The organism is Lacrimispora struthionigena, from assembly GCF_048627165.1.
Classification (GTDB): domain Bacteria; phylum Bacillota; class Clostridia; order Lachnospirales; family Lachnospiraceae; genus Lacrimispora.
In genome coordinates this window covers 2,976,889-2,989,130 of the sequence record NZ_JBMBWP010000002.1, presented here as the reverse complement: position 1 = coordinate 2,989,130, position 12,242 = coordinate 2,976,889, and the positions used below count along the sequence as shown (strand labels likewise).

The window sequence follows — 12,242 nt, the reverse complement described above, 5'->3', positions numbered from 1 at the left end:
CCCGTCCTTACTTAATCAATCCTCCTGTCGGGAGGTCTTTCAGTTCGGAACTCCTGGGTGATGGCCTGTTCCTTCCTTTGCGCCCTTTCCATCTGACGAGCTGCTCTCTGTAAAGGAATGTGGGGAATCAGACTGTATCCCAGTCATTGCTTTTTCGATATCACATTTGCTGAAATGGAGTTTACCACTTTACAGTGAGAAATTCAATACCTTTTCTCAACAAGAACATACGTAATATCTATATCATTTATAACCTGTGGTTATATAAGTTCATACCGCCACATTGCCTTATCTCCGTATGGGGATGATTCTTTAAATACTCCAGCGCAAGTTGGGGAACATCTGTGCCAAATCGCTCTAACACAGGACACTGTTTGTAAACTTCATAGCCTCCTGTTCCGCTTGCACGGTAATCGCTCATACACAGCTTCAGCTTCCGGTCCTCAATTGGTTTGCCATCAAAAAGAATTCTTACCACTCTGTCTCCTACCGGTCTCTCCAGATCAATCTCATATGTAATCCCGGCAAAATAATCATAATTATAATGCTCCACCTTAGGCTTTAGGAATACTTCTGATATTTCAACCATTCCATGATTCAAAGTGAAATATTCTCCACAACGTTCCAGCGCCTGCTTTAAAACTTCCTGGGTAACCTCCAGTACCACCAGAGTATTGGAGAAAGGATAGACTCTTACAAGATCCCGCATGGTGACATGTGCCGGAAGTGCAATGGGATTATTGCCAAGTCCGATGCAGGAAATATCAGCTTTGGTATATTCCATCTGTATCTGATTAAAAAAGTCTGCCACCTGACTTCCGCTAAGAGCCATATCAAGCTTCTCTTTTTCAGGTATGGGTTCCTTTAAGCTCCCGATTTCAAGATCCAGCCAATTTTGTACCTGCCCCTCCAATGGAAGCAATGATTCATATGGTTCCCTGTTGTGGCGGGTACCTGCTGGCAATATGGAGGAAGAAACCGTACAGGTGCCATCTTCATACTCCATTTCAATGCAGGCATATTGAACAGCATTGGCAGTCACCTGCAGTGTATGGGTTCCAAAACAGTCTCTCCCCTTAACCGTCATATGCTGGTGAGCCGTTAACAAAATATCGTAATCAAGCTCTTTTAAAATCCGGTATCCGATATTTTCATTGCCGGATGTCAGCACGGCTCCGGTCTCTAAGTCACATTCATAACCGCCATGATAGATGCAAACCGTAATGTCTGATTCCATTTTCAGATGTTCCAGTTCTTTCTTCGCTGCCACAAATGCATCGGTAATCTTTATTTGTTCCAGGTGTTTGGGGTTTTCCCATACATTTACGTAGTCTGTAACAATACCGGCAACTCCCAGACGAAGCCCGTTTTCCAAGGTAAAGATATAACTGGAAGTAATTCCTGTATCCCCTTTTAAATCATCTGCATTGGCACAAAGGCATACTGCATTCAGTTTTTTCATATAACCAGCAAGCCGGTCATAACCAAAGTTAAAATCGTGATTTCCAGGAACAACTGCGTCATAGAAAGCCGCATTGTACACCTGCGCCAACGGCTCACTTTCTAACAGTTCTCCAGCCTGTTCTGTAATAAAAGCCGCCATAGGGGAGCCGGATATGGTGTCTCCCCCATCGAAAATCAGCGTATTCCCATCTTTTTCAAAATTGGAAATACAGTTTAAAAGTCCCATGGGACGTTCCGTCTTATCCCCATAACTGGTGGGAAACAGATAGCCATGAACATCCGAAGTATAATAAATTTTTGCATTTCTTTTCAATCATTTACCCCCTTGCCAGCTTCACCCGGATTCTGGTAGAAATATATTCCACGATCAGAACCAGAAGGATGAGCCCTACCAGAATAGCACCTGCCTCATTCCACCGGTAGGCATTCATGGCAAAGATTAATGGAGCTCCAATACCTCCTGCTCCAACCAGACCAAGAACTGTGGCATCTCTTAAGTTAATATCAAACCGGTATATCACCGTTGATGCAAAATTTGGAATCAGCTGAGGCAAAATTCCATACCGGATCTTCTGAAACGTGTTGCATCCACATGCATCTAAAGATTCCAGAATTCTGGTATCCAGATCCTCTATGGCCTCTATGTACATCTTGGAAACCATTCCGATGGAACAGACCGACATGGTAAGAAGACCTGTAAATGCTCCCGGCCCGCTGACGCGGATAAACATCAGTCCATATACAAAAGCAGGAATGGTTCGCACTGCCATAATCACCAGACGCGTCACATAAGCAACGGGAGCCGGCATTAAATTAGATGCGGATAAAAAAGACAGGGGAATTGCCAGAAACGCTCCCACAATCGTACCTAAAAATGCAATGCAGACAGTCTCCAAAAGCAGATAAGGCACCCCCTGAAGGGTCAAATTAAACAAAAGCTTCCCGTCCGGATGAAAGATACCACTTAAAATATTTCCGGCAATCTGTACTCCGGAAAGACCGGTTTTGGATACGTCCACTGCGGATCCTGACCAGATAAGCAAAGCAAGGACAATGACAGAGACCGTAACCTGATACACGGTGTTCCTGGGACGTTCTTCATAAGCCTTTTCAATCTGTTTATTCATAGTTTGCCACCTCCTATACCAGTTTCCGGCGGCAGTAGCGGCTCACCGTTTCTATGAAAAATACAGTAACAAACAGCATGATGAGTATCATACCTACACTGGGATACTCTCTCCAGCCCAGCTTCTCATTTAAAATCAATCCCAGACCGCCTGCCCCCACATAACCGAGAATTGCAGCATAACGTACATTTCCCTCAAAGCAGAATAGCCCGTTTGATATATAGGATGGGAGTACCTGGGGAATAATAGCACGGACAAATGCCCGGACCTTGGTCGCTCCAATGGCTTCCATTGCTTCAAATGCACCCATATCAGCTGTCTCAATTTCTTCGTAAAGAATCTTTCCCATATAAGCAAATGTGAACACGGCAATAGCGGTGGTTCCTGCCAGAGTACCCAGTCCAAAAACGTAGGTGGCTATCAGCGCAGTTACCAGAGTGGGGAGCGTTCTCACAATACTTAAAAACAGCCTCATAATACCAACTGCTGCGTTGTTTTTAACAATATTTGTGGAAGCTACCATGGCAAATGGGATCACAGTGACAGCACCAATCACCGTTCCAAGAAGTGACATCTTTAAGGTATCAAATAATGGTTTCCAGACCTGGGCACTGTAGCCCCATTCCGGAGGGGCCATCATTCCAAGTATAACAAAAAACTGGCTTCCCCTTTCCCGTAAAACATCTAAATCAAACCCTGTAATCTTAACGGATAATGCAGTGAAAAGTACCAGAATCAGTGCAATAAGAGGGAGTCTGGAAGCTGGCTTTAAGACTGTTTTTCCGTTTGAAAGAACCATTTTTTTCGGCGGAAATATCTTGTCATAAATGCTCATCCCACTGCCTCCTCTTCCGTTTTACCTTCATAGATTTCATCAAGAATCTCCTGAGTAACTTCTGTAGCCGGACCATCATATACAATCCTGCCTGCCCGGATTCCTACCACACGTCCCGCATATTGCAGTGCCAGATCCACATGATGAATGTTTAAGAGAATGGTAATGTTCATCTCCTTGTTTATTCTTAGAAAGTCTCCCATGACCTGCTTTGCCGTAACCGGGTCCAGAGAAGCGACCGGCTCATCGGCCAGAATAATCTGAGGGTTCTGAGCCAGAGTTCTTGCAAGGGCAACCCGCTGCTGCTGCCCTCCGGAGAGCTGGTCCGCCCGGACAAAAGCCTTGTCTAAGATTCCCACTTTATCAAGTGCCTCTAACGCTTCCAGCTTATCCTTCTTGGGAAAGATTCCAAAGAGAGCCTTAAAAAACGGAAGATCCGGTACCTTTGACATGAGAACGTTGTTAATGACCCGGGTTCTGGTCACCAGATTAAAGGACTGGAAGATCATACCGATTCTGCGGCGAAAACGACGCAGCGCCTTTCCCCTTAATTCCATAACATTGACTCCATCTACAGTAAGAGTCCCTTCTGTTATGTCATGCATTCGGTTAATGGTTCTTAAAAGAGTGGATTTTCCTGCGCCGGATAAACCGATTATGGCCACAAATTCTCCCTGCTCAATCTTTAAATTAACGTCTTTTAAAGCCTGAAAGCCGTTGGAATAGGTTTTGCCCACCTGATTAAATTCAATCATACATACCCTCATTTCCCAGAAAAAAGCGGAGGCGCGCTTTTTCTTTTCGATCACGTCGCCTCCGCAGCCTGTTTTATATTATTTATTTAGCATTTAATTCCTTGATCATCTTCTGTGCTGCACGTTCATCATCGTAATCGGAGCTCTTAGCAGCCTGATAACCCTTGTGGCTGTAAATAGCAATGACTTTCTTACCTTCATCCGTATTTCCGATGTTGATCATAGCAGTCTGAACCGCTTTCTTGAAACTGTCATCCATGATCTTGGAGGTCTTGCTTACACTGACTGTATCATTGAAGATTGGAGGGGTTACACCAATAACATTGGTCTCTTCCCAGATGGAACCAGTTCTGCCGTATTCAGATTTCCATTTTTCCTCATAATCCCTGCGTGCATCTGCATATGTACATAAAACATCTACCTGACCGGAAGCCAGTCTGGCAAATGCGCTGCCATAAGAATCAGACTGAACTGCATGGGAAAGATTTAAAATATTTTTCTCAAAGTTCTTCTGGAGCCATAAAGATGGGTAAATGTATCCTGCTGATGAAGAAGAGGACATTACACTCCAGTTTACACCGTCTAAATCTTCAAAGGTAAGTTTTTCACCGCCATTAATCTTAGCTGCCAGCGCTTTTCCCTTTTCAGAAGGACCTGCAATAATCAGTGACCGGTAAGAAGTTGCCTGATTTGTGGCTGCCTCAGTCGCCTTGCCGTCATTCCAATCTTTTGCACTATCGGAATTCTTGCTCAGACCATCTCTGGTTGCAGTGAGAAGTACTTCTGCTCCATCATCATAAAGGACGTAAGTTCCTCCTGGAATAAAACCGATGTCTGCAGTACCTGCAGAAAGAGCTTCACCCACTGCTTCATAGCTGGTTCCAACCGTAATTACCACTTCACCAATATCATAGCCCTCTTTGCCCAGTTCTGTCTTTAACAGACCTTTTAAAGGCTCTGTAGCGGTGACAATTTCCTGTGGCTCTCTGGAAGGTACAAAATAAACATTCAGCTTATCAATCTTCTTATTCTCTGCCTTTGTCTCCGCTGCGGTTGTTGCTCCTGCTGCAGAAGAAGTGCTTTCTGTCCCTGCTGCGGTTGTCTCTGCCGGTGCTCCGGTCTTACCCGCGCCAGAACATCCGCCAATCATTGATGCACAGAGTGCTGCTGCCATTAATACAGAAACTGATTTTTTCATACTGCTCTCCTTTTCGTGTGATTCATCGGTTTTTTCTTGGGATCATGAGGCATTACGCGCTGTCTCCCACCTCCAGCTTGGTGGGAAGATAAATTGTCATATTGTCTTTCCGGCCTTCTGTAATCTGTTCCAGTAAAAGCTTGATGGCAGTCTGCCATACAATATCAGGAAACATACGGACTTTGGTGTAGGTGGGCCATTTGGACTCAATGGTCTCAATATCCTTGTAGATCACTACCGCAATATCCTTTGGCACACGGAGTCCTGCATCCTGAAATGCTTCCAAAGCTCCTTCTGCAACTTCTTCACTTCCTAAAAGAACCGCTTCGGGAAGATGACCCGATAAAATGGCTTTCTTTGCCAGCTCATAGCCGCTTTCCCGGCTGATTTCGCCTATGTAGAAATTCTCTTCCGCATAATATCCGCTTTCCATAAAGGAATCCCGGATTCCTTCCAGTCTCCGGTAACCGATCTTTACCTGTCCTTCTTCATAAAGACCGCCTATAAAGCCGACAGAACGGTACTTTTTCCGCACCATAAGATAATCAAGCATCTCACAGATTCCCTTTGTAAAATCCATAACAATGCTGTCATACTCATAATTCTTGGGATCTGAGTTAATAAATACAATGCTATAGCTCTGCATTCTTAAAAACTCCATCTCTTCCTGGGAAAAAACACCGAAAGCCATAATCCCGTCATATTGACCCGGCTGATTCTTATCGAGACGGCAGAATTTCACTTCCTGCTTTCCAGACATGGACTTTACAATTAAGTCCAGGGAGGATAGCCTGATATTGGTTCTGTCCGTACGAATAATATGCCAGTCAGCCACTCCTATGACAATTTCCTTTTTTTTCTGCGCGTGACGCATTCTGGGTGGGACATATTTTAATTCGTGGGCAATTTTAAATATCCTCTTTTTTACCTCCGGGCTCACCGCAATGGTATCATCCTGGTTCAACACCCGGGACACTGCAGCGGCTGAAACACCCGCAAGCTTTGAAATCTCTTTAATCGTAGCCATAATCTATATCCTCACCTTTCAAATTCATTATAATAACAGTCCATGCCACCGTCAATACGAATAGTAAATTTTTACTAAACTTTTACCAAAGTATATCGAAAACTTTGCATAATTAGAAATACCGGAAAGAAATTAAAGTTTCCTTCCGGCATCCAGGTACACTGTCAGTCTTTTTCTCCTCCTAAATTCAGCTTTGCAAACACATCTGCAAAAGGAGAATTGATGGGCTCAGCGGCCTCATTTTTCTGCTTATTTAAATATTTCGCCACATCTTTTTTTGAGACTCCGGCCCCTTCTTTCGTCCGGCGTTCTTTAAAGGCAGTCAGCTTTTCTTTATAACCGCATCTGCAGACAAAGATCTGTCCGTCTCCTTTTCCTTTCAGTTCCAGCTTTTTATGGCAGACCGGGCATCTGGCATTGCTGGTTCTTGAAACCACTTCCCGGTGTCCGCATTCCCGGTCCTGACAGACTAACATCTCACTGTTTTTTCCTTTGACAGAAAGCATCCGTTTTCCGCAAACGGGACATTTGGTATTGGTCAGATTATCATGACGGAAATTTCCTTCCCCGGTTTTGATCATCTGAATTAATTCTTCTGAATACAGTCTGATATCCTTCATAAAAGAGCCACGCTTCAGTTTTCCGGCTGCAATAGAAGACAGTTTCATCTCCCAGTCTGCAGTCAGCTCCGGCTTTTTTAAATCCTCCGGAACCAGAGTCAGAAGCTGTTTTGCCTTTGATGTCAGGTAAATGTCTTTTCCTTTTTTCTCAAGAAGAAAGCTGGAAAATAGTTTTTCTATAATATCCGCTCTGGTTGCTACAGTTCCCAGACCTCCGGTTTCTCCCAGAGTCTTTGCCATATCCCGGTCCTTTGTCTCCAGATAGGATACCGGATTTTCCATGGCTGAGAGGAGGGTTGCCTCATTAAATGGAGCCGGTGGCTTTGTCTTTCCTTCCGTCAGCAGCAGAGTAAAGCCTTTTATGGGATCGCCCTTTTTCACAGATGGAAGATTCTGCTCTTTTACTTCCGATTCCTCATCCTCGTCTTCGTCCGGGAATTCATAGACTTCTTTCCAGCCGGATGCCTTTACCGTTTTTCCTCTTGCAACCAGGTTTTCTCCCCCGATCAGAACCTCAAGTTCCGTCTGTTCATACTCAAATGGAGGATATAAAACTGCCAGAAATCTTCTGACTACCAGGTCATAGACCCTTCTCTCATCAATGGTCATATGATCCAGCTGCACAAACTGTTCTGTTGGAATGATAGCATGATGATCGGATACCTTTTTATCATCTACAAAATAGGGCTTTGCTTCAATCTTCACATTGTGCAATTTCCCTGCAAGCTTTCTGTAAGGCCCCACGCCACAGGCTTCCAGCCTTTCTTTGATTGAGGGGACGATATCGGAGCTTAAATACCGGGAATCGGTTCTTGGGTAGGTGAGAACTTTATGATTCTCGTACAGCCTCTGCATAATATTCAGGGTTTCTTTTGCAGAATAATTAAATTTCCGGTTCGCCTCTCTTTGAAGCTCTGTTAAGTCATACAGCTGGGGAGCAAAGCTCTTTTTCGGAGTGCTTTTTACCTCGGTAATTATCCCGTCTTTCCCGTTATCCATCTGCTTAACCAGACCTTCTAAACGTTCCCGGTCAAAAGAACGGTAACTTTTGGACTTTTCATCCCGCCAGATAAATGTCAATGCCGGCTGGGAAGCCTTTGCTGTTATACCATAATAGGACTTTGGTACAAAATTTTTAATCTCTTCTTCTCTCCTTGCAATCATGGCTAAGGTAGGAGTCTGAACACGTCCGCAGCTTAACTGGGCATTGTATTTGCAGGTCAGCGCTCTGGTTGCATTAATTCCCACCAGCCAGTCCGCTTCTGCACGGCACATGGCTGCATCGTAGAGATTATCGTATTCATGTCCGTTCTTTAGTCGGGAAAAACCTTCTGTGATGGCTTTATCTGTAACAGAAGAGATCCAGAGCCGTTTTATTGGCTTTTTATTTCCTGCCTTTTCCAGTATCAGGCGGGCTACCAGTTCCCCTTCCCGTCCCGCATCGGTTGCAATGATGATTTCTCCCACATCACTTCTGTGAATCTGCTTTTTCACCACACTGTACTGCTTTCCAGTCTGTTTGATTACCTCAAGCCGGAACTGATCCGGCATCATAGGAAGATCTTCCATCTTCCATTCCTTATATTTAGGATCGTAATCCTCCGGGTCTGCCAGGGTGACCAAATGGCCTAACCCCCAGGTAATCACATAGGCGTTTCCTTCCAGAACACCTCCCTGATTCTTTGTACAGTGAAGCACCCGGGCAATATCCCGGGCGACGGATGGTTTCTCTGCTATAATTAAAGATTTCATTTTATTCCTCCAATGGCATTTCTGTGTATATTATAGCTCATTGGTCGGATTATGACAACTGGCGGTACTCTCCATAAGCAATCAGGGAATCTCCTTCCATCACTCCCATGGCTGTTGTTTCATATAATACGATCCCATCAAATTCAGCATGACACCGCTGGAGAGGGTTTCCCCACACATCCTCCACTATTCCCAAAAGATCTCCTTTTAAAATCCGCTCACCAGGCTGCTTCAACGGACGCCAGAATCCTTCTGCAAGAGAATCCGTGTAGACTGCATTTATCACTTCATTCTGAATACTATCTTTTTCCTCCCTCCGGTCTTTGCTTACAACACCAAGAACCGAAAGAACATTTAGTACATCCTGTTTATAAGAAATTAGCTGTTGGTTAGTAAAACTTCCTCCCCCTCCCCGTTCCATCAGGATTGAGGGGACTCCCTGAATTGCTGCATAATTGTAGGAACCAGTGGTTGCGGAGGATTTAACACGAATCTCCATTCCTGTTGCCTCGGCCATTATTCTGGATTTTTCAATAACCTCTTCTCTGGCAATTCCAGGATAATACACAAATGGCATTACCTGTTCGTGGATATCTCCTGCATGGAGATCTATATAATAGTCTGCCTGACTGTGAAGCTCATGCTCTATGGTATAAGCAATTTTTTCGGAAAGACTGCCATCTTTTTTTCCTGGAAAAGCCCGGTTTAGATTCTTCCCATCTTCTGGCACAAAAAGACGGGTATAAGAAAATGCTGCCTGGGGATTTGCAACAAGGAGAAACACAATAGTTCCATTTATCTTTAACGGATCAAGCTCCGTTGACAATTCTCTGGCCGTTTGTATTCCAATGTATTCTGCACCATGTATTCCGGCTGTAATAAGAACTACCGGCCCTTCTTTGCTGCCGCACACAGCACAAAATGGCAGTTCTAAATCATGATTTTCCACCTGCAGCATTCCTTGAATCCGCTTTCCTGATTGAAGCTTTATGGTTTTTGTCTGAAGCATGTTCTTTCTCCTCTCTTATTATGAAACAGCCTGATCGGGAACCTTTGTTTCATTGCACTCACCCACATTGAGTATTGCACTCAGAAGTTTTTTAGCATAAGGGTGACTCACTTCACTGATGGTATCTGTTTCTCTCACTTCCACGGCTTTTCCTTTATAAAGAAATAATACATGACTGCACAAATAAGTAACAGAAGTTAAGTCGTGGGTGATAAAAATATAGGTCAGTCCTTTCTCCTTCTGTATTACCTTTAGCAGATCCATAATCTGTACCTGGGTATGTGCATCTAAGGAGCTGATGGCCTCATCAAACAAGATTACCTCAGGATTTACAGCCAGTGCCCTGGCTATGCAGACACGCTGGAGCTGGCCACCGCTGAGTTCATGGGGAAGTCTGTGTAAGTAGCTTTCATCAAGCCCCACCAGCTTTAAAAGCCGGTTGGTCTCTTCCATTCGGTTTAACGCCTTTTTCTCCCTTTTTTCCTTTACCATCAGCCCTTCTCCAATCAGGGTTTTTACCGTAAATCTGGGATTGGCGGATGTGGAGTAATCCTGAAACACTACACTTATCACCGCTTTTTTGTCCCCTTCAAAGCGGACACTTCCTTTATCAGGCTTTAATAATCCGCACAAAACTCTTCCCAACGTGCTTTTCCCGCTTCCGCTCTCTCCCAGAATACCAAGACACTGCCCTTTTTTAACCTCAAAAGATACATCAAACAGTACCTGCTGACGCTCCCTGCCAAAAAGAGTTGTCTGGTTCTCTTTTTTAAAGCTGACGTCTATATGTTCTGCTTTTATCATACCTTCCTCACTCCTTTCTTTTAAGCGCTCTTTGATATTGATCCATAACCGCTTTCTTTTTTTCCACCAGAAGCCGCGTGTATGGATCCTTTGGCTGTTCATAAATCTGCCGGAAGGTACCCTGATCTGCCATTTTCCCTTTATTGAGTACAAGAACCTCATCGGATATAGCAGAAATCACACCAAGGTCGTGGCTGATGAAGATCATGGCTGTATTGGACTCTTTTTTTATCCGGATAAATTCCTTCATGATTTCAAACTGGGTGATTGCATCAATGGCGGTAGTCGGCTCATCGGCAATCAAAAGATCCGGCTCCATAGACATGGCAAGACCAATCATAATCCGCTGAAGCATTCCTCCGCTTAACTGATGAGGATATTTCTTAACAACCTCTTCCGGATTTTTTATCTGCATGGCGGTAAGTACTGCCATTGACTTTTCATATATTTCCTTCTTTGTCAGCTCCGTGTGTTCTCTGTAGGTTTCTGACAGCTGATCCTCAATCCGGTATAGGGGATCAAAGCAGGTCATGGGATTTTGCAGAATCATGGCAACCCTTTTCCCTCTGATCTGGCGTAGCTGTTCCCTGGTTTTTCCGATTAAATTTTCTCCCCCGAAAAAGGCTTCTCCTGTTACGGAAAAGTCAGTCCCCAAAAGCCCCATTACCGCTTTTAAACTCATACTTTTCCCGCTTCCACTCTCTCCTAAAATTCCAAGGCACTGCCCCGGAAAGACCTTAAAATCAATTCCTTTGATAATGGTCTGCCTCTGTTTCTTCCTGCAGTGGTCCACCACCAGGTTATTTACGTCTAAAACAGGCTCCATTAGACTTCCACCTCCTTCGGATCCAGAGCATCCCGCAGTGCATCTCCCAGTAAGTTAAAAGCTGCCACTACAATCACTATAGCCAGTCCAGGTGCGATCATCTGGACCGGATTTGTTGTCATAACATTTTTAGCTTCGTTCAGCATAGCACCCCATTCCGGTATTGGTGCCTGAACACCAAGTCCCAGAAAAGAAAGAGTAGAGATATTTAAAATGGCCCAGCCGATATCCAGAGTCGCCAAAACAGCCATTTCCGATGCAATGCTGGGAAGAAGATGGCGAAAAAGGATAAACGCCTCTCCGCTCCCCACACACCTGGAAAATAAAACAAAATTTTTATCCCTGTACTTCATAACATTGGTACGGATCATTCTGGCATACCATGCCCATTTTATCAGCACATTGGCAAGTATCACGTTGCGTACGTCCACTCCCAAAAGAGCCACTACGGCAAATACCATGATCTGACTGGGAAATGACATCATCACATCTACTGCTCTCATAATAATTTCCTCCACCGGCCCTCTGAAATATCCGGCAAGCAGCCCTAAGATACAGCCTAGTCCGATGGTTCCGGTCATGGTGAGCAGAGATAAAAACAAGGTAGGCCGGATGCCGTAGATCATTCTGGAGAGGATGCACCGCCCCAGCTGATCCGTTCCTAATGGATACTGAAGGCTAAAGCCTGCAAATTTATTTAAAATATCGTTGGCATAAGGATCATTGGGGGCCAGTATGGGAGCAAATACACCCGCCAATGCAATTGTGGCCAGAAATGCCAGCATGATGACAGCCATCTTATTTTTCAGGAAACGTCTCCACATC

At 44.5% G+C, this 12,242-nt stretch carries 11 protein-coding genes; all 11 read right to left on the bottom strand.

Features of this window, described 5'->3' with window-relative positions:
• Nucleotides 1–247 precede the first annotated feature (247 nt).
• Nucleotides 248–1,777 (bottom strand): bifunctional metallophosphatase/5'-nucleotidase, encoded by a 1,530-nt coding sequence (locus ACOAOT_RS22970; RefSeq protein ID WP_420219070.1) that lies wholly within the window; start codon nt 1,775–1,777, stop codon nt 248–250.
• A gap of 4 nt (nt 1,778–1,781) precedes the next feature.
• The gene (gene phnE, locus ACOAOT_RS22965; protein ID WP_420219069.1) at nt 1,782–2,591 is read right to left on the bottom strand and encodes a phosphonate ABC transporter, permease protein PhnE; all 810 of its coding nucleotides are present in this window, start codon (nt 2,589–2,591) and stop codon (nt 1,782–1,784) included.
• 13 nt (nt 2,592–2,604) lie between these two features.
• Nucleotides 2,605–3,426 (bottom strand): phosphonate ABC transporter, permease protein PhnE, encoded by an 822-nt coding sequence (gene phnE / locus ACOAOT_RS22960; protein WP_420219068.1) that lies wholly within the window; start codon nt 3,424–3,426, stop codon nt 2,605–2,607.
• Complete coding sequence (phnC, locus tag ACOAOT_RS22955) at nt 3,423–4,181, bottom strand: phosphonate ABC transporter ATP-binding protein (protein WP_420219067.1); 759 nt, start codon at nt 4,179–4,181, stop codon at nt 3,423–3,425. Before phnC ends, phnE (ACOAOT_RS22960) begins: the two co-directional genes overlap by 4 nt.
• A gap of 82 nt (nt 4,182–4,263) precedes the next feature.
• Nucleotides 4,264–5,379 carry a phosphate/phosphite/phosphonate ABC transporter substrate-binding protein gene (locus ACOAOT_RS22950; RefSeq protein ID WP_420219066.1) on the bottom strand — a complete coding sequence of 372 codons (1,116 nt, stop codon included), beginning with the start codon at nt 5,377–5,379 and terminating at the stop codon, nt 4,264–4,266.
• Nucleotides 5,380–5,431: 52 nt separating this feature from the next.
• Complete coding sequence (locus ACOAOT_RS22945; protein ID WP_420219065.1) at nt 5,432–6,406, bottom strand: LacI family DNA-binding transcriptional regulator; 975 nt, start codon at nt 6,404–6,406, stop codon at nt 5,432–5,434.
• Between the two features lie 164 nt (nt 6,407–6,570).
• Entirely contained in the window at nt 6,571–8,778 is a 2,208-nt protein-coding gene (locus ACOAOT_RS22940; RefSeq protein WP_420219064.1) for a DNA topoisomerase III, read from the bottom strand.
• A 49-nt stretch (nt 8,779–8,827) separates the two neighbouring features.
• Nucleotides 8,828–9,787, bottom strand: a complete 960-nt coding sequence (locus ACOAOT_RS22935) for a M14 family metallopeptidase (RefSeq protein ID WP_420219063.1) — start codon at nt 9,785–9,787, stop codon at nt 8,828–8,830.
• An 18-nt stretch (nt 9,788–9,805) separates the two neighbouring features.
• On the bottom strand, nt 9,806–10,591 hold the full coding sequence (locus tag ACOAOT_RS22930) for an ABC transporter ATP-binding protein (RefSeq protein WP_420219062.1): 786 nt from the start codon (nt 10,589–10,591) through the stop codon (nt 9,806–9,808).
• A 7-nt stretch (nt 10,592–10,598) separates the two neighbouring features.
• Nucleotides 10,599–11,417 (bottom strand): ABC transporter ATP-binding protein, encoded by an 819-nt coding sequence (locus ACOAOT_RS22925; protein WP_420219061.1) that lies wholly within the window; start codon nt 11,415–11,417, stop codon nt 10,599–10,601.
• Nucleotides 11,417–12,241, bottom strand: a complete 825-nt coding sequence (gene opp1C, locus ACOAOT_RS22920) for a nickel/cobalt ABC transporter permease (RefSeq protein WP_420219060.1) — start codon at nt 12,239–12,241, stop codon at nt 11,417–11,419. Before opp1C ends, ACOAOT_RS22925 begins: the two co-directional genes overlap by 1 nt.
• Nucleotide 12,242: the final 1 nt, after the last annotated feature.